General features: G+C 61.4%; 22 protein-coding genes, 1 pseudogene and 1 other annotated feature. Of the genes and pseudogenes, 14 read left to right on the top strand and 9 right to left on the bottom strand.

Translation table 11 applies throughout. The features are described from left to right. Window positions 1-270: 270 nt before the first annotated feature. From KW835_RS22835 to KW835_RS22820, 5 genes and pseudogenes are all read right to left on the bottom strand, one after another. Window positions 271-1,551, bottom strand: a complete 1,281-nt coding sequence (locus KW835_RS22835; protein ID WP_218386684.1) for a hypothetical protein — start codon at window positions 1,549-1,551, stop codon at window positions 271-273. A 177-nt stretch (window positions 1,552-1,728) separates the two neighbouring features. Beyond that, window positions 1,729-2,592 carry an ImmA/IrrE family metallo-endopeptidase gene (locus KW835_RS22830; protein WP_304505176.1) on the bottom strand — a complete coding sequence of 288 codons (864 nt, stop codon included), beginning with the start codon at window positions 2,590-2,592 and terminating at the stop codon, window positions 1,729-1,731. A 69-nt stretch (window positions 2,593-2,661) separates the two neighbouring features. Beyond that, window positions 2,662-2,841: pseudogene (locus KW835_RS27065) on the bottom strand (helix-turn-helix domain-containing protein); the annotation flags it as partial. Then, a complete protein-coding gene (locus KW835_RS22825; RefSeq protein WP_218386681.1) occupies window positions 2,838-3,479 on the bottom strand; it encodes a hypothetical protein in 642 nt (213 codons plus the stop codon). The gene KW835_RS22825 and the pseudogene KW835_RS27065, both read right to left, overlap by 4 nt. Window positions 3,480-4,189: 710 nt before the next feature. Then, window positions 4,190-5,047, bottom strand: a complete 858-nt coding sequence (locus tag KW835_RS22820) for an AraC family transcriptional regulator (RefSeq protein ID WP_057226033.1) — start codon at window positions 5,045-5,047, stop codon at window positions 4,190-4,192. A 221-nt stretch (window positions 5,048-5,268) separates the two neighbouring features. Between KW835_RS22820 and KW835_RS22815 the strand changes: the two genes are divergently transcribed. The 4 genes from KW835_RS22815 (at window position 5,269) to KW835_RS22800 (ending at window position 8,840) form a co-directional block, all read left to right on the top strand. Then, window positions 5,269-6,138 carry a fumarylacetoacetate hydrolase family protein gene (locus KW835_RS22815; protein ID WP_057226035.1) on the top strand — a complete coding sequence of 290 codons (870 nt, stop codon included), beginning with the start codon at window positions 5,269-5,271 and terminating at the stop codon, window positions 6,136-6,138. A 10-nt stretch (window positions 6,139-6,148) separates the two neighbouring features. Then, window positions 6,149-6,931, top strand: a complete 783-nt coding sequence (locus tag KW835_RS22810) for an alpha/beta fold hydrolase (RefSeq protein ID WP_057226037.1) — start codon at window positions 6,149-6,151, stop codon at window positions 6,929-6,931. Between the two features lie 65 nt (window positions 6,932-6,996). Then, window positions 6,997-8,340, top strand: coding sequence for an amidohydrolase family protein (locus tag KW835_RS22805; RefSeq protein WP_057226039.1), 1,344 nt, complete (start codon window positions 6,997-6,999; stop codon window positions 8,338-8,340). 266 nt (window positions 8,341-8,606) lie between these two features. Next, the gene (locus KW835_RS22800) at window positions 8,607-8,840 is read left to right on the top strand and encodes a hypothetical protein (protein ID WP_218386680.1); all 234 of its coding nucleotides are present in this window, start codon (window positions 8,607-8,609) and stop codon (window positions 8,838-8,840) included. Window positions 8,841-10,502: 1,662 nt separating this feature from the next. On the opposite strand, the gene KW835_RS22795 is transcribed toward KW835_RS22800, so the two are convergent. From KW835_RS22795 to KW835_RS22785, 3 genes are all read right to left on the bottom strand, one after another. Continuing rightward, window positions 10,503-11,734 (bottom strand): IS3 family transposase gene (locus tag KW835_RS22795; RefSeq protein ID WP_218386678.1). Its coding sequence is split into 2 segments (ribosomal slippage): window positions 10,503-11,446 and window positions 11,446-11,734, totalling 1,233 coding nucleotides; the frame shifts between segments, so codons are not numbered across the junction. Next, window positions 11,340-11,456, bottom strand: a sequence feature (AL1L pseudoknot). It overlaps the preceding gene by 117 nt. Window positions 11,735-11,800: 66 nt before the next feature. After that, window positions 11,801-12,664 carry an NADP-dependent oxidoreductase gene (locus KW835_RS22790; RefSeq protein WP_255593853.1) on the bottom strand — a complete coding sequence of 288 codons (864 nt, stop codon included), beginning with the start codon at window positions 12,662-12,664 and terminating at the stop codon, window positions 11,801-11,803. Window positions 12,665-12,766: 102 nt separating this feature from the next. After that, on the bottom strand, window positions 12,767-13,501 hold the full coding sequence (locus tag KW835_RS22785) for an aspartate/glutamate racemase family protein (protein WP_218386676.1): 735 nt from the start codon (window positions 13,499-13,501) through the stop codon (window positions 12,767-12,769). Between the two features lie 338 nt (window positions 13,502-13,839). On the opposite strand from KW835_RS22785, the gene KW835_RS22780 reads away from it, so the two are divergent. From KW835_RS22780 to KW835_RS22745, 8 genes are all read left to right on the top strand, one after another. Continuing rightward, entirely contained in the window at window positions 13,840-14,418 is a 579-nt protein-coding gene (locus tag KW835_RS22780; RefSeq protein ID WP_339385472.1) for an AraC family transcriptional regulator, read from the top strand. A 74-nt stretch (window positions 14,419-14,492) separates the two neighbouring features. Continuing rightward, the gene (locus KW835_RS22775; RefSeq protein ID WP_339385471.1) at window positions 14,493-15,011 is read left to right on the top strand and encodes a GNAT family N-acetyltransferase; all 519 of its coding nucleotides are present in this window, start codon (window positions 14,493-14,495) and stop codon (window positions 15,009-15,011) included. Window positions 15,012-15,019: 8 nt separating this feature from the next. Continuing rightward, window positions 15,020-15,847 (top strand): AraC family transcriptional regulator, encoded by an 828-nt coding sequence (locus tag KW835_RS22770; RefSeq protein WP_255593845.1) that lies wholly within the window; start codon window positions 15,020-15,022, stop codon window positions 15,845-15,847. 298 nt (window positions 15,848-16,145) lie between these two features. Continuing rightward, window positions 16,146-16,409 carry a hypothetical protein gene (locus KW835_RS22765; protein ID WP_218386673.1) on the top strand — a complete coding sequence of 88 codons (264 nt, stop codon included), beginning with the start codon at window positions 16,146-16,148 and terminating at the stop codon, window positions 16,407-16,409. Beyond that, window positions 16,406-17,173: a phosphoribosylanthranilate isomerase gene (locus KW835_RS22760; RefSeq protein ID WP_339385470.1), complete on the top strand. Its 768-nt coding sequence runs from the start codon at window positions 16,406-16,408 to the stop codon at window positions 17,171-17,173. Before KW835_RS22765 ends, KW835_RS22760 begins: the two co-directional genes overlap by 4 nt. 92 nt (window positions 17,174-17,265) lie before the next feature. Further along, on the top strand, window positions 17,266-18,138 hold the full coding sequence (locus tag KW835_RS22755) for an alpha/beta fold hydrolase (RefSeq protein WP_218386672.1): 873 nt from the start codon (window positions 17,266-17,268) through the stop codon (window positions 18,136-18,138). 150 nt (window positions 18,139-18,288) lie between these two features. After that, on the top strand, window positions 18,289-18,846 hold the full coding sequence (locus KW835_RS27190) for a type II toxin-antitoxin system PemK/MazF family toxin (protein ID WP_218386671.1): 558 nt from the start codon (window positions 18,289-18,291) through the stop codon (window positions 18,844-18,846). Further along, a complete protein-coding gene (locus tag KW835_RS22745; protein ID WP_218386670.1) occupies window positions 18,824-19,267 on the top strand; it encodes a GNAT family N-acetyltransferase in 444 nt (147 codons plus the stop codon). Before KW835_RS27190 ends, KW835_RS22745 begins: the two co-directional genes overlap by 23 nt. 76 nt (window positions 19,268-19,343) lie before the next feature. On the opposite strand, the gene ligD is transcribed toward KW835_RS22745, so the two are convergent. Further along, window positions 19,344-22,043: a DNA ligase D gene (gene ligD, locus KW835_RS22740; protein ID WP_370633677.1), complete on the bottom strand. Its 2,700-nt coding sequence runs from the start codon at window positions 22,041-22,043 to the stop codon at window positions 19,344-19,346. Between the two features lie 42 nt (window positions 22,044-22,085). Between ligD and KW835_RS22735 the strand changes: the two genes are divergently transcribed. Further along, window positions 22,086-22,910: a hypothetical protein gene (locus KW835_RS22735; RefSeq protein ID WP_370633675.1), complete on the top strand. Its 825-nt coding sequence runs from the start codon at window positions 22,086-22,088 to the stop codon at window positions 22,908-22,910. A gap of 10 nt (window positions 22,911-22,920) precedes the next feature. Continuing rightward, a complete protein-coding gene (locus tag KW835_RS22730; protein WP_218386669.1) occupies window positions 22,921-23,496 on the top strand; it encodes an alpha-ketoglutarate-dependent dioxygenase AlkB in 576 nt (191 codons plus the stop codon). Window positions 23,497-23,705 lie beyond the last annotated feature (209 nt).

Raw genomic sequence — 23,705 nt, 5'->3', positions numbered from 1 at the left:
GCAGTGCTGAGATTCGATGGCTGCGCGACCACGAGCCCGAGCGACTGCGCCAGCTACTCAAGTCTCTGCCGAGTCGCGGTGGACCACAGAGAGGACTCTTCGATCGGCTGTAGCGCTACGTCCGGGTATTCTGCAAGTCCCAATTGAGACGCTTCCAGACCGATTTCTGCCCCCTGCTATGGCAGGTACAGGCTGGTCTCCGACATTCGAACTTCTTTAACTAAAGGCAGCTCACTATCCGATAGCAGTCGATCCCCGGGGATACTCTTGTTATTCGCTGACGAGCCAATACGCCTTCGCGACTCCACCTCGCTTGGCATAGTCGACACCGAACACCATCAGGTCTGCCAAGTGGGCGCCTACTTGACGCCGACTGATGCCGGGCTGGACGCCGACCACTGTGAAACCAAGCTTCGTCGCGGGCGTCGATTGAATAAGCTGTCTCAGATCGCCAAGGGTGCCGGAAATGAATGTGGACGGGCTCGTATGCCGAGCATGCATGCGGTCGTGCATGTGTTCCAGGAGGGTGGTGACATCGCAGTAGTACACCGACTTCACCAATTGGCCAGCCACTTCGTACACATCTCCGACTCGACCACCGCTCGGTGCCCCACCGGCGCCTTTGCAGTGATAAAGCGCAATCTCGACCTCGCCTTGTGGAGATAAAGTAATCGCGATGTAGTCAGCCGCTTCGCCCGAGCGGTGGTCATAGAAGAGAGCGGTGAGGCCAGGAGCCTGCAGCAAGTACCGCTCAAGGTGCTCTTGAACTGTTGTCTGGCCTGCCAATCGCTGTCGCAGTTGTGCAGCAGATGCAGAGCCGTTGTTCGGTACGAACTCGACGTCAATGGCGCAGCCAGTCCAATCGATCACCTCAGCATCCCCATGGGAGAGAACTGCGACTTGCAACTGTGTGGCCGACATTTGATTCATCCCTTCAAAGGACGACTTGTCGGCAGCATAGAAGATTGGTGGATGCTCGGCCAGCCATTCGGATAAGTGCATCCAAGAGTCCGTCGCTGATTCCACCTCAATGACGACGGTGTCGTCTCGTTGCGTCACCATGCGTCCGTGACCCAGTGAGAAGCGCATCAGAACCGAGAACTGTTCCAAACTAACCTTGAAGTCCATAACGCCGTTAGCAGGCTGGGGCGCGAAATCGCACAGCTCCCAGTCGGTCAGACTCTTGTAGTCGAACCGGGCTGCGCCCTCAGTGCGAAAGCGAACGCGTGGGTTTGTCTTAAATCCAGCCTTTGCCCATGCTCCTGCGATGACCACGTCAGGGAGCCGGCGCAGCGTCGTCGCAGACTTGACGATGTCGAACTGGGTTTGAGCGAACGGAGCAGTGCCGACCAGCCGTGCATCGAGTTGAGCGACCCAGGATACAAACTCAGAGATCGTCAAAGTTTGATTGCTCCATATTTTGGAGCTGCTGCTCGCCCCAATCGTTTCCTTAGCATCCCCTGCCAAGCCACTACCGAAGAAGTGCCCTTGTACGTATGCACGGCCGTCGCCAACGGTCACCGCGCGCTCGGCGGCGGGACCAGTGAGCATGCGATATGTCTCGCTTTGGGAATTGAAAGTCGTGTTCTTGAGCCCTACGTTGTAGAACCGGACTCCGAGGGCCCCCTTACTCCCGCCGACTCATCGCGAGCGAAGAGCTTCCCCGGGAAACTCGGTACGGACGGCAGCGTTCCAGCCTGTGTGCCGATTCCGACCGATGGGGGATGTCTAATCGCGTCCACCCTCGATCACTTGCAGCACCGGCCGCCGCGGGCGGCTCTGCGTCTGAGCATCACCCGCCAGCGCGGTCAGCGCCAAGCCGAAGACCAACTCGTCGACTTCGTTGACGTGTACGGCGAGTTGATCCGCTATATCTGCGCGCGTCAGGCCATCCTCGCGCAGCGCGGCGAACACCTTTTGGAAGACCTGTGACGTCTCTCGGGGCGCACTATTTGGCTCTGACTTCTGGTAGCCACGTTGCGCTATCTCGATGCACAGCGATCTGTAGTGCCACTCGTTGACAAGCTTCAGGTCTTTCAGCCTGTAGGCAAGCGCTGCGACTGAGACTGTCCAGAACACCTTATGTGAGACCAATTGGTCTACGGTGGCCATAACAGGCGCGTTGGCCAGAACGCTTCCTTCCGGCATGAGAAACGCCGATGCAAACTCGTTTGCCTGGCGCTCAGCGTCCTTGACCTTCGGCCCAGCATGACGATGAAGGACCAAATGCCCAAGTTCATGGGCGGCATCGAATCGGCTGCGTTCACAGGACTTCATCGTGTTGAGGAAAACGAACGGCGTAGACGTATGCCACATGGAGTAGGCGTCCACGTGGGCCGTGTCCAGCGACAGCGAGAACACCCGCACGCCACGCGCTTCCAGCAGATGCACCATATTCTTGATCGGCAATTCGCCAAGACCCCAGATCCGGCGCAATGCGGCTGCAGCCGCAGCAGGGCTGGACTCGTGACTAAGGTCAGGCAACTGCGCCGCTGGTAACTCGAAGCGCTGCTCAATCCACTCGTTCAGCATGAGCGCGACCGCGCCAGCGCCTAGCGCTGCATCCCGCTGGCCGGCGGTCATCTTCGACATAGACCGGAAGCTAACTACATCAGGCGTCACCTCCTCTACGTCCGATCCAACAAAAAACTGCACTGGGAAGTGCAGTTGGTCAGCTAGAGCGAGGAGCCTTTCTCTTTCGGGCTTGTACTCTCCGCTCTCGTACGCGGTAACCGCCCGCACATCTGCGCCAATGAGCTCTGCCAACTTCCTCTTCGTAAGCCCTCGACGTCGACGAGCAAGGCCTAGGCGATTCGGGTTGAACTCTGCACCGTAGCTCATGCCTTCCGCCGAACTGCAACGTCGATGTCAGGCTGGACAGGGGGCGTAATCACCACCTGTTCGCCATCAAGCGGCTGAGCCCGCAAGATGATCCGCTCCTGCCAAACGGACACCCGGCCATCGCTCCCGACGTCCAGCGGCAACGACAGCTCCGCACGCAACTCGTTCTTCGCGTGGTGCGCCAACAAGATCCAGGTCGTCACCTTCTCGTCTTCATCCTGCAGCGGCACGGGCAGTTCCATGCCCGGCAAGTACAGCTGCATACTCCGGTTGATCTCGATGGCGCCCGCAGTGTTCGGACCCTTTGAAGAGGTCGTAGAAGGCTCAGCATGCGGAATACCAGTCGCCTCATTGCCGGTGGAGACAATAATCGAGATCGAGCCGTCGGGGCTCACGGTCTTCGGCGAGTTCTGGTCGTTGAAGCGCGTCCAACCCTCGGGCTTCAGCACGTCACGCAGCGTACGAACAGCTTCGCTCCACGCCGCAATGGGCGGGAACAGCGGTGGGTGGTTCTCGGTGCAGTTGGACTTGGCGATATAGCCAGCCATGACCGCGCGCAACAATGCCGCTTCGCTCAAGCCGAGCTGCTGCAGGCGTGAGAGGACAGAGTTAGGTTCAGCTTGCAGGATCGAATTCATCGTGGCTTCCGGAAGTTAAGCTTCCTGAAATCATACCGCAAATGAGTTTAAAAAACAGGAAGTTTGACTTCATTTTTATCTAATGAATGCGAGAGGCTGAGCGGCCGCCTCGTGCCACCCTGGGCTGCATGTGGGCGGAGAAGCGTCATTCGCACTGGCGTGCGGAGTGTCTGCTATCGCTGCGAAGCAGCCGTCGAGCAGATGAGGGCAGCTTCAGGCTGGATGCAGTCGTTCAGTATTGGCACCTGTATGACAGTTCATTCCAAGACTGGTCATTGAACTGTTCGTGCCCACCTGATTGGTGCGGACTCAGGATCGGTCGTTCAAAGTGTGCGGACGAGCGGTCGCGGTGCCCCGAAGTTCGGCATGGGTCAATGGCTGTCCACACCGACCGCAAATTGGCGCAATCGACCCAAAGTGCTCTGCTAAGAGTTTGGAAAAGTGCTTACGGCTCAAGACGGCACTTCGAGGTCCGATGCTAGTCAAGTCAACCAATACATTCCGATAGCGCTTGGCTCGGTGCTCCGGCCGACCTGGCCCAGGCTGCTCTCTTCGTGTTGGGCAACGCCTATCTGACGGGTGAAGTGCTGCACGTGGATGGTGGCGGTCGTCTGAGCTGAGCCAGGGTGCGGTGTTGCGCCAGGCGCCAGGCGCCTGGCGCTGGATGCGAGCTGCCCAGGCTTGCTCGCGGGTTCGGCAGCCTCGTGGCGCTAGCTCTCTGCGATGCCGGTCAGTGGATGCTGATCCGGCCCAGAGGCCACCCGCCTGAACTTGGAAGGCGTCACTCCCATGTGTTCCCGGAAAAAGCGTGAAAAATTACCCGGCGATGAAAACCCCAGTTCCATGGCGACTGAGGTCAGCGGCTCGTCCTGCAGCACCAGACGCTTGACGGCCTCCTCCACGCGCACCGCACTCCAGAACACTTGGGGTGTGGTGTGCAACTGATCCCGAAACAGCGAGAAATAGTGCGCGCGTGACAGACCGACCTTGTCCGCGACGTCTTCCACCGCGATGGGGTTGGCCACGTGCTCCCGCATGTAGGCGATGGCGGCGCGCAAGCGGTGATCCAACATGGGCGAGCGACTGCGTGGTGGCTCGATCACGGGGGCCAGCGTGGCATCGATCGCGGTGATGATCAGCGCTTCGACCTCTTGTTCCAGCCTGTCCAGGGCGTTGGCGTTCACCGAGATGATCAGGTCCAGCAAACGCCAGCAGGCTTGGCGCAGCGCCGGACTGATAGGAACCCGAGGCGATGGGAAGAAGAACGGTCGGCCGCTGGCAGCGCGACGCTCGTCCAGCCACGGCTTGCTGATGTAGAGCACCAGGAAGATGGCGGGTTGGTTCTTGTCCAGCAGGCGTGCATCGTGCGATTCGTAGGCGTTGGTTCCCAATGCGACGTTCTCGCTGTAGGACACAAGTTCTGCCCCCAAATGGGCTTGCACGCGGCCGCCGCCCAGCCAAAAGGCGAACTGGGTTTCTGCGTGTGCATGGGCCACGAGATCGCCGCGCAGGTCGAGCACGACTGCACGCCCAAAGGCGCCTTCGCGCAGGGCATAGGCTTCACTCATATCTTGTTGGGTCTCCTGGGAGTGGACTATCGCAGAGCGATGCTTCGCATGAAAGGCCCGAAATATTCAATTTAGGGAAAGCACCAAGGACCGGATCAGACTTTGCGATAAGTCAACGGATTGGACGATAAGCGCGCAGGAGCTTGAGTTCCTACAGTCAAGCCATCGTGACTCGCTACTTCAGCAGGTCGTTCCTCAAGGTTCAAACGAAGGAGAACTCCGTGCGCATCGCAACCTATTTTTCTGGTGGGCTACGGCAAGTGGGCACCGTATCAGCCGATGGTCAATCCATCACGCCTTTGGCGCTGACACCACAACAGGCTGAGCAGGGTGTTTTGGCCATCATTGAGTTGCTGAACGAAGGGCACGCGCTGCCAGAGGCCGGCGGTGCCCCGATTCCAGTCAACGACGTGACCCTGGACGCCCCCATCCCCACGCCGCGCCGCAACGTCTGGTGTGTGGGACGCAACTACCACGCCCATGCCAAAGAGCTGCAGGCCTCGGTGTTCAAGGACAACGACGCCAACCCTGAGTCCTGGCCCATCGTTTTCACCAAGGTGCCCGACTGTGTGGTGGGCCCGTTCGATGATATTCAATTGCCGGTGGGTGTGTCCGACCAGATTGACTACGAGGCCGAGTTGATGGTGATCATTGGCAAGGGGGGCAAGAACATCAGCCGAGCAGACGCCATGGGCCATGTCTGGGGCTACACCATCGTCAACGACGTGACCGCTCGGGATGTTCAGATGCGCCACCAACAGTGGGACATGGGCAAGTCGTTCGACACCTTTTGCCCAACTGGCCCCTGGGCTGTGACAGCCGATGAGCTTGACGGTACCCGGACCCGGGTGCGCTGCTGGGTCAATGGCGAGTTGCGCCAGGACGGTCCCACAGAAAACATGATCTTCGACATCCCCGCGTTAATCGAAACCGTCTCGCGTGGCATCACGCTGTTTCCGGGCGACATGATCGCCACCGGCACGCCTGCCGGTGTGGGCATGGGTCTGAAGCCACCGCGTTACCTCCAGGCGGGTGATGTGGTGCGGGTCGAGATCGATGGCATCGGCGCCATCGAAAACAAGTTCGTTTGAGGCTGACACCATGAGCACTCAGTTCATTCACGGCCTGGCGGTCGAGGTCGATGGTGACGGCACCCCCGTGCTGTGCATCCACGGCCTGGGCGGATCGTCAAACACCTGGACGCCTCTTTTAGAAGCCTTCAAAGGCTGCAAGGTGATTCGACCCGATCTGCCGGGCAGTGCCCGTTCAGCTCTGACGGTTCAACCGTTGTCGATCGATCTGTATGTTGCAGCGCTGACGCAGATACTGGACGAGCTGAGGATCGGCGCCGTGCACCTGGTCGCCCATTCGCTGGGCACCATCGTTGCACAACACCTCGCGGTGCAACACCCTGGTCGGGTGAAGTCCTTGGCGCTGTTGGGCCCTTTGGTGGCGCCTCCTGAGGCGGCGCGCCCGAACATCCTTGCGCGTGCCGCCTTGGCGCGTACCGGCATGGCTGCGATGCAGGAGATCGCAGATGCCATCGTCAAAGGTGCGACCAGCGCTGAGACGAAGGCTCAGCAGCCCGCTGTGCTGGCCTTGGTACGCGAAAGCTTGATGCGCCAGCCTCCTGAAGGCTACGCACAGAGCTGCCAGGCGCTGGCCGAGGCCCAGTCCGCTGCCATCGAAAGCCTCAACGTGCCCACGCTGCTGCTCACCGGTGACCAAGATGGCGTGGCGCCGATGGCCAACGTGACGGTGATGCACCAGCGCATCCCCGGCAGCCGAATGACCGTGTTCGGTGCTTGCGGCCATTGGACACCGTTCGAGCAGTCTCAGGCCTGCGTACAGGCCCTGCAGGCGTTTTACGCCGAAGTTTGCTAGTCCTTTTCGATTTCCTTTTTCAACCACAAAAAACGACCCCCTTTGAGGAGCCGTAGGAGACTGTCATGTCCAAAATTGCATTCACCAACGTCAACATCTTCGACGGCAGCGGCGAAGACACCTTCCTGGGCGAGGTGCTGGTCGAAGGCCAGCGCATCGTCAACGTGGTACGCGCACCGCAGCACGTCAACACCGATGGCGCCCGCGTCATCGATGGCAAGGGGCGATTCCTGATGCCGGGCATGACAGAGGCCCACACGCACTTCTCGTGGAATGATCAACCCTCGCTGGCTGCGATCCAGTTCATGCCGCCAGAAGAACACATCCTGTGGTGCGTGCGAGTGGCCAAACGCTATCTGGACATGGGCTGGACCTCCGCGATCGGCGCTGCTGCCGCCAAGCCGCGACTGGATGTCGTGCTGCGCAATGCCGTCAACGCCGGCGAGTTCCCTGGCCCACGTTATTTGGCGGGCAGCCAGGAGATCACCACCATCGGGGCCTTGGGCGACAACAGCCTGCCGCACATGAAGTTCGACGAATTGAGCTTCGGCAGCGTTTGCACAGGCCCTGAGGAAATCCGAAAGTCCGCCCGCACCTTCATCAAGTACGGCGTTGACCACCTGAAGATCAACCTTTCGGGCGAGTACATCGCCGGCATTGCCGCCGAGCAATCCCCGTTTGCGGAAGACGAGGTGGCGATGCTGGCTGCTGAGGCCCACCGGTACGGCAAGCGCATCGCAGCGCATGCCCGCTCGGCCGAATCGGTGAAGCAGTGTGTGCGTCACGGCATCGAGCTGATCTACCACGCCAGCTTTGCGGACGAAGAAGCACTGGATTTGCTGGAAGCCAACAAGGACAAGCACTTCGTCGCACCCGGTATAGCCTGGCTGGTCCGCACCAACTTCAATGCGTCGGAGTACGGTATCAGCCCGGCAGTGGCCGAGGCCATGGGCTACAAGCGCGAGCTGGAGATTGCCGCGGAAACCCTGCGCAAGATGCACAAGCGTGGCATCCGCATCCTGCCCGGAGGCGACTACGGCTTTGCCTGGATGCCGCACGGCACCAACGCCAACGATTTGCAATACTTTGTCGACTACATCGGCATGACGCCAGCCGAGGCCCTGCGCTCGGCCACCCAACTGGGCGGCGAGATCATGCAACGGCCTAACGAGCTGGGCATGTTGAAGCCAGGCTATCTCGCTGACATCGTGCTGGTGGATGGCAATCCGCTGAAAAACCTGGCCTTGCTGCTGGACCCTGCCAAGGTGCAATTGGTGATGAAGGATGGCGCCATCCATAAGGACTGTGCCACCCCAGTGCCCTTTGAAGCAGCTTTGCACCTTCCCGGTGCGGACCGTCCATTGCAAGAGGAAGGTGTCAAAGAGGCACTGGCTGACCTCGCGAGCTGATACTGCTGGTAGGGGGGCTGCGATGAGTCCGCAGCACCATTAAGTGAGTTAGCGGCGCGCTGTGGACGCGCGTCGCTTCACTGGCAGACGTTTGAATCGCCCCAGTGTTGAACTGACCCCCAGAAGTTGGACAAACTTTAAGGGGTTCATGAAAAGTACCAAACAGGGTTCAAGCTCAAAGTGGTTATGAGCTTTTGGCTCGGGATGGTGGGGCGAAGCTGCTGGCGCGTCAATGGTCGGTGCCTGAGGAGAAGATCCGCACTTGGGTGAGCCACTACCGCCTGCACGGCATAGACGGATTGCGCCCCAAGCGCAGCACGTACAGTGCGCAGTCCAAACTGCAGGTACTGTCCCATCAGGATCGCGAACAGCTCTCCAGCCGCCAGGTCGCGGCGATCTATGACATCCGCAATCCCAACCAAGTCGTGGTCTGGCGACGCATCTCGATCAACACCGCCTGCAGGCTGTTGAGAATGAGAAAGAAGAGCGTCCCAAGATGAAACAGGAAGGTCGCTGCGCAGCGCCGTCGAACAAGGTTGCCGCCGACGCAGCGCAAACCCGAAGAGAAGAGAACGAACGACTGCGCGCTGAGGCCGCGTACCTAAAAAAATTGCAGGCCTTGATTCGGTCGAAGAGATCAGCTGCGCCGACAAAGCGCATCTGATTGCCGGGTTGAGGTATCACCATAAATTGGCATACCTGGAGCATGTCGCAGGCCTGCCACGCAGCACGTTCTACTACCAATGTGTTGATTTCCACGCAGAAGTGACCCACTAACCCCCAGGAGGGGGTATGGCCGCCAGACCTCGGGGAGCGGCGGCCAGAATAGGCGCCGAACGCCCGAGCCCAATGACCGCTTAGTGCTAGCTAGCGAGAGTTTGGTTGGCCGAATTGAGCGACAGCAATCGCTGCCGAGCCGACTTTGAGCTAGAAGATGCCTTTGTTCAGTTGTCGCAAAATTCCCGACAGGTTCAAAACTGCGCAATACGCCCCCTAGGGACCCTCTGCACGAATCACCGCGCCGTCTGGATCTGCGGACTCGGGTGGTCTGCGGTGTTGCAAATACTCGCAATAGCTACGGCTATTGCTGCGTCTTGCGCCTGGCAGCCCCTCCCGATCCGTAGCGCACACCTACCGCTCGATTCGTGCAGAGGATCCCTAGAGAAGTTGAAGAGGCGGGCGTTCCCAGAGCTCACTTGGCGAACGTTGCCTTGCTCAAACAGACTCATCCTTAAGAAGAATGGACCGAGTGATCAATATTCCATTTCTCGTCAGCAGCAAGCGCCTTGCGCCATCGGTAGGGGAACAGCCGCGAGTGCAGATTGCAGTGTGGAGGCTTCTTCGCGTTGGCGAGAGTGAGCTAATTCTGGTTACCGCGCTGCCGTCGGGTGCTGTGCGCACAACGTCTGGGTTGGATTATTTCGACCCAGTGACATGGCAGGCTAGGACATTTTCTGGGCGTGTATACGAACTGCAGTGCGGGCCAACGGAGGACTCTTTTCAGCGCCGTAGGATTGCCGCCGCGCTGGAACATGCAGGGCTTCAACTAGCGTCAGATGTGAGTGACGACTTTTGGGCGTCGGTGATGGCTGCGACGCACTAGAGAGTGAATGGAAACGGCGACTGCCATTTTGCGCCACAGAAAAATCTACATTTGACTCCCACTGACCAGTTGCCACTCATCTCATAGACGAGAGCATTAACGCGGCTGATGTCGTCAGACTAAAACCTCACGTTGACTTTCCCGTAGAACCCCACGTGATTTGAACGTGTTCAGGTAGGCAGGCGGAGGGAGCAAAAGAGCTGTCCACACGAGAGCGGCCGGCGGCTTCCTTCCTTGTGTGCTCGCTGCGCCAGAACATCAGATGTCTGCAATCTTGGACAATCAGTTTGAATTTGTCCAGAAAATTGGACATCCACTTGGCCCGCGCCGAAGTCAAAGAATCTCTTCACCCTCAGGGCGTCTCCCCCCAAAGAGCCAAGTCAACGGAGGTGATGCCTTCAGGTCGCACTGCGCAACGATATCGCACAGAAAAAACTTGCTGGCGCCAGTTTGTCTGCGGAGACGACGGCATAGCCGAGCTGACTCAAGAACTTGCATCTCACCGCTGAAACCTACGAGTTGAATCGCCCCGGGTTACGCAGAGGCTGTTTGGTTTAAGTCAGCCGGCCACCGCGGCAGTCTGACTGGCGAGTTGCCGATAGTAGTTTGCCTCGGCCTCGGCAGGCGGGATGTACCCGATGGGTTCGAGGAGGCGGTGGTGGTTGAACCAGGACACCCATTCGAGCGTGGCGAACTCAACAGCTTCCCTGGTTTTCCATGGGGCCCGACGGTGAATCAGTTCGGCCTTGTACAGGCCGTTGATGGTCTCGGCCAGAGCGTTGTCGTAGCTGTCGCCCTTGCTGCCCACAGACGGCTCGATGCCGGCCTCGGCCAGCCGCTCGGTATAGCGAATGCTGACGTATTGCGAGCCCCTGTCCGAGTGGCAGACCAGGCTGCCATCGCGCCCGGGTTGCCGGGCGTACAGGGCTTGCTCCAACGCGTCCAGCACGAAGTCCGTTCGCATTGAATTGCTTACTCGCCAGCCCACGATGCGCCGGGCGAACACGTCGATGACGAAAGCCACGTACAACCAGCCCTGCCAGGTCGAGACGTAGGTGAAGTCGCTGACCCACAACTGGTTGGGCCGCTCGGCACGGAACTGCCGGTTCACCCGGTCCAGCGGGCATGGTGCCTTGGCATCGCCGATCGTGGTGCGCACGACCTTGCCTCGCACCACACCGCGAAGCCCCATCCTGCGCATCAAGCGCTCGACCGTGCAGCGGGCTACTGTCACGCCTTCACGAGCCAGTTGCCGCCACACCTTGTCCGCACCGTAGACCTGCATGTTGGCCTGCCAGACGCGTTGGATCTGCGGCATCAGTGTCTCGTCGCGTTTGGCGCGGGCGCAGCGCCTGTGGGGCTCGCGCAGCAGCGCTGCATGGCGCCGATACGCCGACGGGGCGACCTGCAGAACCTTGCAGAGCGGCTCGACCCCGAAGGCTTTGCGATGCTGGTCAATGAAGGCTCTCACGACTTCAGTCGGCGGTCGAGCTCCGCCTGGGCGAAAAACGCGCTGGCCAGCTTCAGGATCTCGTTGGCCTTGCGCAACTCGCGCACTTCGCGTTCGAGATCCTTGACGCGCTGGGCCTCGCTCGTCGTCACACCGTCTCGCACGCCAGCATCGACCTCTGCGCGCTTGACCCATTCGTTCAGCGTCTGCGGCACGCAGCCAATCTTGGGGGCGATGGACTCGATTGCCGCCCACAACGACGGGTACTCCCCACGGTGCTCTTGCACCATCCTCACCGCGCGCTCACGGACCTCGGGCGAGAACTTGTTCGACTTCTTCATGGCTTTATCTTCTCAAGAATTGAAGCCTCCCCAAAACCCGGGGCGATTCAGGAAGATGTGGATTCCTCACCTTCCAACAAATACCTGCGCTGGCGGCAAGGGACACTTCCACATGATGATTCGTTGACCCACGTGGAGGCGCGAACTGCTGGGTCGGTTCAGGGTGGCCGCCTTGGCGAACAGCACGTTGCTGCCCGGATGGGGCGCAGGAACAATGCTGACCAGCGTTCCCAGCGGCGAGAGCGCTTCCATAGACTGCGCAAACACTTCCGCACCCACGTTGTCCATGATGGTGGGCATTCCTTGGTACCCCGCATCGGCGAGGCACACGGCAACAAAATCTTCTTCCCGGTAGTTGATCACTCGCTCGACGCCCAGGCGATGGCAAGTGGCGATGGAATCTGAGTTCCCGGCCGTGGACCAGACGCGCCATCCCAGTGCCCGTGCCAACTGGATTTGCAGATGACCCACTCCGCCCGCGCCGGCATGCACCAGCACCAAACGCCGCTCACTGCATGCTGCCGCGCGCTCCAGGCACTCCAGGGCAGTGACTCCCGCCAACGACATCGCGGCGGCCTGTGCATGGGACCAGCTCGCAGGCTTGAGGCACAAAGATCGAAAGTCCACCAGGACGTATTCAGCGTTGGCCCCCTGCCCCCGGAGAGAGGGCGATCCAAAGACGGCATCGCCGACCTGGAACCCTTGCACGCTGTCTCCAATGCTTTCCACGACGCCCGACACGTCGTACCCCAGTACGAGTGGGAAAGTGCGCGCGATCACCCGCTGCGAGGAGGGCGCGCGCGCCCGAATGTCGGCGGGGTTCACGCTGCTGCACACCACACGCACCAAAACATCGTGCGCCGAAGGCACCGGTTGCGCAATCTCCAGCGGCCGCAATTCAGAGGCATCCCCGTGCCGTTCCAATCCCATGGCTTTCACTGGCCTCACTCCTTGGTTTGACTTGGTTTAAAGATCACAGCCCGTGGATGAAACCGGGCTGCCGGGCTTCCGCCCCCTTTGCACTGGCAGCAATCAGTCGGTGCCCAGTGCGAAGTCCACTGCCGCCTGTGCGTGCAGCTGGGTGGTGTCGAGCACCGGCAGCACGCTGTCTCTCTGCTGGATGAGGAGCGTGATCTCTGTGCAGCCCAGCACCACCGCTTGGGCGCCGCGCTGCGCAAGCGATGTGATGACGCGCTGGTATGTGCTGCGGGAGGCTTCGCTCACCACACCGGCACACAGCTCTTCGTAGATGATCCTGTGCACGTCGGCTCGGCCTTCCTCATCCGGCACCAGCACTTGCAGGCCGAACTCCTGCTCCAGCCGCTCCCGCATGAAGGGCTGCTCCATGGTGAAACGGGTTCCCAAAAGGCCCAGCACCTTGACGCCGGACTGCGCGGCATGGCGCCCCACCGGGTCGGCAATATGCAAAAAAGGAACGGGCACGGCCGCGGCCACACGGTCGGCCACCTTGTGCATCGTGTTGGTACACAGCACCACACAGTCAGCGCCACCGCGGTGCAGGCGTATCGCGCCATCTTCCAGCATGCCGGCCAGTTCGTCCCATCTTCCGGCATGCTGTGCCTGTTCGATGGGTCCGAAGTCGACGCTGTACATCAGCAGCTTGGCCGAGCGCAACGGTCCGAGCCGGCGGCGCACCTCCTGGTTGATGAATTTGTAATACTCGGCGCTGGACTCCCAGCTCATGCCGCCGATGAGGCCGATGACGCGGGCAGTCTCGCTGCCTTGGTTTGCAGAGGTGTTGTTCATGCAGGCAGTATCGATCTGCGCGATGCACGCGTATATCAAGAAATTTCAGCGCGACGCTACCTAGCCTTTCACGATGAGACGCAACGACCCAGCTTTCCGCAGTACGGTTTTCGAAAGCGCGGCGACGCCGCAGGCGCGGCTGTTGAGCCGCAGTCCTTACAGCACCGTGGACCCGGCGCGCACCCACGCGCTCTGCATCGCGCTGGAGAGGCAGCGGCGTTCATGCCATTGGGTCCGACCGGCGAGAGGACTTCGACACTTGGCCAGGCACCCTGGCCTACACGCCCCCTGGCATCGATGTCTTCAGCGAATCCGAAACGGGCGGCGAGTACTTGGTCGTGCGCTGGAGCGACGAAGGCGCGCCACTGACTACGAGCCACAGCAGCAGCGGGCAGCGGCTTTACTGGACCGGGCACGCCCGCGCGCTTCAGGCGGCACGGAGACTGCGGGCCCTGCTGTTGATGGCGCCATCGCCCGACGCTCTGGCCATCGAGCAGGCCACATTGGATTTCGTAGGCCAGATGGAACAACTCGCTCCCGCCTGTCCGACTGGCCAAGCCGATGCGCGGTTGCGCACCGTATACGGGCGCGTGCTGGACCGCATTGGCAGCGACTTCGCGCAACCTTTGACGATTGCGGAGCTGGCCCAGGCAGAAGGCAGGGCACCCTTGCAGTTCCTGCGGGAGTTCACGCGGTTAGTCGGCGTGACGCCCCATGCCTTCATCGTGGAGACACGTGTGCAAGCCGCGCGTGCCATGATGCGACACGGCGCGGAGTCGCTCGCCAGTATCGCCCTGGACTGTGGCTTCAGCCACCAATCGCACATGGGGACGGCGTTTCGGAAGCTGCTCGGGCAAACCCCGCGCCAGTACGCGAACGCCCACACGCTCTCAGCAAACCATAGCTCCGGAGCGTAAGTGCACAACGCCGTGGAAGCCCGGGCGAGCGTTCCCGTGTCTTTGAAACCCGGCGGCTCCTCTGCCGGCGCATCGTGCCAGCCGACGCGCCAGCCGACGCGCCAGCCATGTTCCGCGTCTATGGCGATGCCGAGGCGATGCGCTGGGTTGGAGATGGCAAAGCGTTGAACCAGGCCCAATGCCGCGATTGGATCGCCATCACAGAGCGCAACTATGCAGAAAAGGGGTACGGGATGTTTGCGTTGGCGTGCCGGGCATCCGGCACGGTTATCGGCTTCTGCGGGATCGTGCACCCCGGCGGCCAGCCGGAAGCGGAAATCAAGTATGCACTGCACCGGAACCACTGGGGCCGTGGCCTTGCCACGGAGGCGGTTCAGGCTCTGCTGGCGGCGGCCCCTCACCTCGGGATTCGGCACGTCATCGCCACCGTCGCGCCCGAAAACCTGCCGTCCCAGGCCGTGCTGCTAAAGGCCGGCATGGCGCGCGGCGAAATCCGCGTCAATGACGACGGTTCCACCAACCAGTTCTTCAGTTACGCAACGGCCACTGACGGCAGCGTGCAGGTGATTCCGAACAACGCTCTTCCCGGATGAGGCGTACCTTGCAGTCGATCCGCTATTCGTTTGAAGACCCCCGCGATCGCGCGGAATACCGCAGGCCTGCCCACCGGCCCGGGGTCGAAATTGTCGAGGGAAGGTTTGTGCGCCTCGCTTTTGAAGCCCACACGCACCAAGCCTTTGGCCTGGGCATCGTCCATGAGGGTGTGGAACGGTTCAGATACCGAGGAGCTGACCACCTGGCGGCGCCAGGCTCGATAATTCTGATGAACCCGGATGAACTACACGCCGGTCGTGCCGAGTGCCCGCAAGGCTGGGGCTACCGCATGCTGTACCTGGAACCTGGCACTCTGGAAGAGATCGTGGATGAAGCAGGCTGGTCGTTCCGCGATGTGCTGGTGGACGGCGATCTGAGCACCGCCAGGCTGCTGGGCGCGCAGTTGCAGGCGCTCTGGCAATCGCAGGACGCCTTGGAGCTGGACGGTCTCCTGCTTCAGTTTCTGCAGACGCTGCGTCCGCACGCGCGATGCAGACCTGCGCGCAAGGAGGCCGCGCCAGGACGTTTTGCGCAGGTGATCGACTACATGCAGGCCCACATGGACGAAGCCATCCAGCTGGACGATCTGGCTGCGGTGGCGGGCCTGAGCCGCTTTCATTTTTTGCGTCAGTTCAGCGCGCAGTACCATGTCACCCCCCACAAAATGCTGATGGCACTGCGGCTTCACGCAGCCAAAGGCTGGCTTGCCAAGGGAACCCCCTCCGCCGAGGTCGCTGTACGCGCCGGCTTGGCCGACCAGGCGCACCTGACGCGTGCCTTCACGCAGCGCTACGGTGTTGCGCCCGCGAGATACCAGCGCCAAGTCGCTGAGTGATCGTGACAGGGGCGAGCGCCGCAGTTAGGCAGCAATCTCGTACAAGACAGCCTGGACGGACTGCCCCACACTCGGGCAAATTCACTTTTTTTGTGGCCGTGAGGGCACGGGGGCTGCGTTTGGCCCGCCGAACCGGACAGCGCGCTGCTTCGCCCGGCCGCTGTGGGTCTAGCCACACGCGGGGTCCAAGGCGCTTAACCATCAGGAGTACATGTTGTTTGCAAGACTATGGACCACAGGAGTCTCGCCGGGCGCGAGCTCGACCTACGACACCTTCGCCGCCCAACGCTCGCGGTCCATGTTTGCGTCCTTGCCGGGATGCCTGGGCGCCGTTTTTTTCGGAACGGGTGACACGCGCTGTGTCTTGAGCCTGTGGCTTGATCAAGCCTCCATCGACGCCCTGGAGAGCAACCCCCTGTACGCCGAAACCGTCCAGAGCTTTCTGGCCACCGGCGCTTTAGCAGCGCCGCAAACTACCGTAGTCCACGAGGTCACCGGTGGCACATTGGATCTTTCCGGCCTTGCACGTACCCCGCTCAATCCTGACGCACCCATTGAGTGAGCGCGCATGCGGCGCCGACCGGCATCGGCCTGCTCCGTTGGCAGACCGCCGAGTGCGTCCCGGTAGCTTCTCGCAGTTCAGCGCTTTTTCGCAGTATGTTCCTATCCTCCCCACGCATCAAAATTTGCTGCATCAGCAGCCTCTCCGAGGCTGACGTCGCCATCCAGGCCGGCGCCGACGCGCTGGGTCTGGTGGGCGACATGCCCAGCGGGCCGGGAATCATCGCAGACGCCGCGATCCGCTCCATTGCGCTGGAGGTACCCGCAGGCATCTCCGTCTTCTTGCTGACCCGGGAGTGCACTGCATCGGCCATCGCGGCCCACGTTGAGCGCTGTGCGGTATCCACCGTGCAGATCGTGAACCATATTGCGCCGCAGGAGTTGGAGCGCCTGCGCGAAATGTTGCCGTCCTTGCGCATCGTCCAGGTGATCCATGTGGAGGACGCGATGGCCCTAGACCTGCTGGGCCGGTACGAAGCATTCGTGCACGCGTTTCTCCTGGACTCCGGCTCGCCCGGCGCGTCCATTCCCCTACTCGGCGGAACGGGCCGCGTGCACGACTGGGGCGTCAGCGCTGAGTTTGTGCGCCGCGCGCGCCGGCCGGTTTTTCTTGCGGGCGGGCTCACGCCGGCCAATGTTGCAGAGGCCATCCGCACCGTGCGGCCCTTTGGACTGGACATTTGCTCCGGCGTCAGGACGGAGGGACGCCTGGATGCCGCGAAGCTCTCTGCCTATGTGCAAGCAATCCGATCGGCCACTCACTGATTGTCATGACGCCGTGCAGCGATGAGGCCGAAGCGGCCCAAGCTGCGCGCACGCCGGTCTCACCACAGAGCTATTTTTGGAACGACAACAACATGATTGAATGGATCCACCACGGCATCGACACTGTGACGGGCATGCCATACGCGCAGGCCGGTAGTGGCGATGCAGCCGTGCTGGTGCACGGCGCCCTGGCCGACGCACGCATGTGGCGACCGCACCAAGCCTTGCTAGCCGAGCAATGGCGCACGACCGCAGTGACCCTGCGCTATCACTTTGGCTCGGAGGACGCGGACCCATTGCGCCGCCGCGCAGACTCAGCCCCGTTTGGCGTCGCTACGCACGCGGAAGACCTGGCCGCGTTCATCGAAGGGATGAACCGCGGCCCGGTACACCTGGTGGCATGGTCCTATTCCGCCCATGCAGCGCTGTACCTCGCTTGTCACCGCCCACATCTTCTTCGCAGCGTGTTCGTGTATGAACCCGGCTTTCCCACCTATGTCACCGACGCCCAAGCCTTGCAAGTGTTCGGCGAAGACGCAGCGCGGATGTACGGACCCATGGGCGCAGCATTGCACAGCGGCGATCTGCCAGGTGCCGTGGAATTGCTGATGGATGCCTCGGGCCAGCGGCAGGGGTACTTCCGTGAGCAGCCCGCGCACCGGCGGCAGATTCAGCGCGACAACGCGCACACAATCCCGCTGCTGATGACGCAAACGCCCCCGCCCGCCATCACTGCGGAGCAGTTGCGCTCCGTGTGCGTTCCGGTGTGCGTGGCTCAGGGCGCGCAGACGCGTCCAGTGTTCAGCGTAGTCTGCAACGCAGCAGCGAAGGCCATGCCCCAAGCACGCCATCTTGTGGTGGACCACGCCGATCACATGTGGCCAGATGAACAACCGGCCGCATTCTGCAGTGCGCTGCAAAGCTTCTGGGAATGTGACACAGTGGCTCGGAGAACAGACGCCTAAGTGTTGTTGACATGTACTCCTGCAGTAGCCCAGCAGGAGGGAATAACCAGCTGTAAGCGCGTGGCCCTCTGCCAGCGCGCCAATAGTCCCTGGCATTGCGGTGCTCCCACCAGTTTACCGCCATCTTCAATGTCCCTTTAACGATACCCCGTGGACAGACAGACCGGAACCCAAACCTGCGACCGAGCAGTTAACCGAGGGGAACTCTATTGGATCGCGGCCGACCCGACGAAGGGAGCCGTGCCCGGGGTGCCGCATCCCCATTTGGTGGTACAGGACGATGTGGTCAATCACTCGCGCATCGGCACAGTCATCGTGTGCGCGTTGAGCTCCAACCTGCGCAAGGCCGCAGAGCCAGGCAATGTGCTGCTCCACCCTGGTGAGGGCGGGCTTGCGCGGCAGAGCGTTGTCGTTTCGACCCAGGTGTCCTGCATCTACAAGGCACAGCTAGGCGCCCTGATAGGCGAACTCTCACAAGAACGCGTGGATGAGTGGTGGCAGGGTTACGCTTCGTGCTCCGATCGTTTCATCGGCGCGGCTGAGGGCCGAAGCCCCAAGCCAACTCTTAATCGAGTCAGCGCTCCCATAGCCCGTCGCGCGCCAAGGCGATTCAGCTTATCCCCACGCGCACAACTCCAGCAACGTACTTCAAAAGATCGCCACCCACCTTCATCCGTATCAACCTATGCACATTCGACTTGCACGTAGCACTGAGACCGACGCATTGGTGACCTTGTGGCGCCGCTCCGTGGTGGCAACGCACACGTTTTTGGCGATGAGCGATGTGGAAGCCCTGCTGCCAATTGTTCGCGACAAAGTCCTCGGTGAGCTGGAGGTTTGGGTCCTTGAAAACGGCGGCACCCCCATGGGCTTCATGGCGCTGTATCACGCGTCCCTGGAGGCCTTGTTCATCGACCCGGAGCAAAGGCGCCGCGGTGGTGGCCGACTGCTCTTGAACCATGCTCGATCCCTGAAGGGCCCCCTTACCGTCGATGTCAATGAACAGAACCCCCACGCACTTCAGTTTTACCTTGCCGAAGGTTTCGAAGTGGTAGGTCGCTCCGAACTCGACGGAACCGGCAGACCTTTCCCGCTCCTGCACCTCAGAGACTCTTGGCAAGACAGTTGAAGCTGCGATAACTGCAAGACGTTGGCAAGCAGATGATTCGGCCGTCGCGTTGCCGGCCCAGAAATGGTTCAAGCGCTCAGGTGAGCGACAGAGCTTTTCGCCCCTTCTCTATTGATTGCCGCTTCTTCCAAAAGCCCGCCCACGGATCCTCCTGCTGAAAACTCATATACTCCCGCGCCGTCGCAATCGTCCACTGTGCGCCGCCCTTGAGCTCCTTGAGCTGCTCCCACCCCACCGGCATCGAAACCCCCATCCCGGGCCGCGAGCGCGCTGAGAACGCGCAGGCTGTTGTCTGCCCATGGCCGTTGCGCAGGTAGTCGATAAAGATCTTCCCAACGCGATTCTTGCCGCCCATCACAGCGACGAACCGGTTCGGGATGACCCGCGCCATGTGCTTAACCACCGCTTGCGAGAACGCCTTTACCTCCGTGTAATCCCGCTTCGGTGTGATCGGCACCACCACATGCAGGCCCTTTCCGCCGCTGGTCTTGAGCCAGCACTCCAGGCCCAGCTCGGCGAGCATCACGCGGGTGAGCTCTGCCGCCTCTTGCAGCATGGGCCAGGTCACACCTTCTCCAGGATCAAGGTCGAGCACGAACCGATCCGGCTGGTCGATGCGCGCGACCTTGGAGTTCCAGGTGTGGAACTCAACCACGTTCATCTGCGCTGCCGCAATCAGCGCGTCTGCGGAGTTCACAGCCAACAGCGCCTCGTGTCCAGGCCACAGAGCCGGGTCCAGCTCCTTGAGGCCCGGCATCTTGCTCTCCGGGTGCTTCTGAAAAAACAGCTGTCCCGTGATCCCGGTCGGCGCTCGGACTAGCGATGTCGGTCGATCTTTGAGGTGGGGAAGCATCCATTCGGCGATGCTCTCGTAATAGCGCACAAGATCAATCTTGCGCAATCCGGTGCTGGGGTCAATCACCCGGTCGGGACGGGTGATCTTGACTTTGGAGATAGCGGCCGCTGCCTTTGACTTCGTCGCCATAGGGGGCGCGGCCGTGGGTGCAGGAGTCTTGGCGCGCTCGAGTGTGATCATCCTGGCGGGCTTGTCCGTGCGGATACCCCGGAACACCGCGTGGCGAATGCGCTTGTCAGGTGTCCATTCCCCAAAAGCCACCTCGACCACCAGGGAGGGACGAACCCACCGCTCGGCACCGACCTTGCGCTTGGACCATCGGCCCGGCTTGAACTCGGCGGCGTCCAGAGGCGGGTCCGGAACTTCGAGCTTCACCAATCGGGCATGCAGCTCGGCCCCCGTCGAGGAATCCCAGCCAGTGCCGACGGATCCGGCCGCCACAAGCTCTCCCTCCTCGTGATAGCCCAGCAGCAGACTGCCCACCTCCTTGGTGGCGCCGGTGCGGTTGGTGAAGCCGAGCACCACGAACTCCTGCCTGTGTTGGCACTTGAGCTTCATCCATGTTTCGGTTCTTCCAGATACATACGGTGCATCCGCCCGCTTAATGATCAGGCCCTCAAGACCCATATCGCACGCGGCGCCCAGCAGCTGCGATGGTGCCACCTCGAAGGTCTGGCTGAACCGGACGATGCCGTTCTCGCGTTCATCAAACAGTTCCTTGAGCAACTGCCGCCGCGCTGCGAGCGGGACGCCGCGCAGATCCTGGTCGCCCAGGTAAGGCATGTCGAAGACGAACATTACGATGTCCCGCGTGCGCGCGTTGTCGATCGCGTTCTGAAGCCGGTTGAAATCCGGGATGCCAGCGTCGTTCAGGACCACGATCTCACCATCCAACCATGCCCGGGTCAGGCCAAGCTCGGCGATGCCGTCTGCGACCTGTTGCAGCTTCTCGGTCCAGTCATTGCCGTTGCGCGTGAACAGACGGACCTCTTCGTCCTCCACGCGGGCAAGAATGCGGTAGCCGTCAAACTTGGTCTCGATGATCCAGTCGCCCTGCGGAACCGACGACACCAGCGTGGCGAGCTGCGGCTCCAACTTGGCGGGAAGGCGTGCTTTGCGCGCATTGGCCAGCGGTTGTGTCGCCGCGGCGCCTGATGCTGTCGCGCCGATAGCGTCCTCGCGCTCCTCCGCGAGACCGAGCGGCGTTTCGACAACGCTGTCGGGCAGCGCGGCGATGACGTCGTACTCCGTGCTCGGGCGCGCCCAGGCGTCGCCGCGCTTCTTGAACAGCATCCACTGGTCCTGTTTCTTCTCGCCCGGCTTGGAGATGCGCACGAGTTCCCAGAGGCCTGCGAGCTTTTGGCCGTGGAGGTGGAACATGATCTTGCCCTGCGCCAGGCCATCCCGGGGATCGCCCACGGGCTCCCACGTTCCGCGGTCCCAGATGATGACCTTGCCAGCGCCGTACTCGCCCTTGGGGATGGTTCCCTCAAAGGTGTTGTAGTCGATGGGGTGATCCTCGACATGGATGGCCATGGACTTGACCTTGGGGTCGAACGATGGTCCCTTGGGCACTGCCCAGCTCACCATCACGCCGTCCATCTCCAGTCGAAAGTCGTAGTGCAAGCGGGACGCCCAGTGTTTTTGGATCACGAACTGCAGCGGCTCCGCCGCGCCCTTTGCGCGACGAGGTGGTTTCGCTGCGACGCCCGCTGGCTCGGAGGTTTTGGTGAAGTCGCGCTTGGCCTGGGCAAGTACTACAGCAAGATCGTGGACGGGATGACCGCGCGAGGGTACGACCGGGCTTTCGCGGAACAGATTTTTGAGCAGATCAAGGGGTTCTCCGAATACGGGTTCCCGGAAAGCCATGCGGCCAGCTTTGCGCTGCTGGTCTATGCCTCTTGCTGGATCAAGCGGCATGAGCCGGCGGCATTCCTTGCGGCACTGCTGAACTCGCAACCCATGGGGTTCTACAGCCCAAGTCAGCTCGTGCAGGACGCGAAGCGCCACGACGTGGAGGTGCGGCCGGTGGATGTGATGTACAGCGATGTGGAGTCATCTCTAGAGGACCTGCCCACGACACCCGCTGTGCGTCTTGGCTTGCACATGGTTCGCGGGCTGCGGACCGATAGCGCAGAGCGCATCGTGCTTGCTCGACGCAAATGTCCATTCGACAACGCCGAGGAGCTGGCCCGTAGAGCAAGGCTGGAACAGCATGAGATGAAGCTGCTGGCGGCCGCCGGAGCGCTGGCCACGCTGTCCGGCCATCGGCGCCAGCAAGTGTGGGATGCTGCCGCGCTGCATGCGCCGCCCGAACTGCTGCAGGAGGCGCCGGTAGATGAGGAGTTTCTGGAACTGCCTGCAGCGCCGGAGGGAGAAGACGTGCTCTGGGACTACGCCTCTGTTGGTCTTACCTTGCGCTCCCACCCCATGGCACTGCTGCGCAAGAAGCTCGACAAGTACAAGCTCAAGACCTCCGAAGAACTGCGGCGCATTCCCAATGGCCGGATTGTGCGTACGGCGGGCATCGTGACGTTGCGGCAGCAGCCGGAGACGGCCAAGGGGACCATCTTTGTTTCGCTGGAAGACGAGCATGGTGCGACCCAGGTGATCTGCTGGCGGCACATCAAAGAGGCGCAGCGGGAAGTGCTGCTGGGGTCGCGGCTGATGGCGGTGAAGGGGCGCTGGCAGCGCGAGGGGGAGGTGTGCAATCTGATTGCGGAACGGCTGGCGGATCTGTCGCCCATGCTGGGACGGCTGGCAACCGAGAGTCGGGATTTCCGTTAGGAGAAGCGGGATGACACAAGCGACTCTGTTTGATGAAGGGCCGATCAAGTCCTCCATCGAGGGGCTGGTCTACGAGCCTGAGTTCCTGAGCCTTGACGAAGAGAAGGAGCTGATCGGGATCATCCAGACACTGCCGCTGCATGCGGCGCGGTACAAACAGTACCTTGCAAGACGACGGGTGGTGAGCTTTGGTGGGTCGTATGACTTTGATGCGAACCAGATGCAGCCGGGTATCGCGCTCGACGAGCGCCTGCTTGGGCTGCGGGATCGCGTGGCGGGATGGCTGGGGGTGCCGCCCGGCGATCTTGTCCATGCTTTGGTCGCGGAGTACGCGCCGGGGACGCCGCTGGGGTGGCACCGGGACGTGCCCGATTTTGAGACGATTGTGGGGGTATCACTGAGCGGGCACGCGACGCTGCGGCTCAGGCCGTACCCGGATGCTCCCGCTGCGCGCAAAGTGGTGCAGTTGGATGTGGCACCGAGATCCATCTACAAGCTCGCAGGGGAAGCGCGGTGGGGGTGGCAGCACAGTGTGGCTCCGACGGGCGAGCTGCGGTGGTCCATAACCTTCAGGACTCGACGGTAGACCCTCCGGGTTTCGCAACGCGACTAAGAGACTGCAATGCAGCGGTTGCAGTCGTTCGCATATCGGTCATGAATGAGTACTATCGGCCAGGAGCCGTCGCTGATGGAATCAAGAAGCAGACATTCAACGTTTGACATGAGAGGCACGACCCGGCTCGCAGGGGCGAGTCCTCTCGATGAAAGGGTTGGGCGGCATTTTGCGACAGGTGT

Origin of the sequence: Acidovorax sp. sic0104, assembly GCF_019219095.1 — a bacterium.
GTDB lineage: Bacteria > Pseudomonadota > Gammaproteobacteria > Burkholderiales > Burkholderiaceae_C > Acidovorax.
The sequence above is the reverse complement of the archived record's forward strand: the minus strand, read 5'-3'. Positions and strand labels throughout refer to the sequence as shown.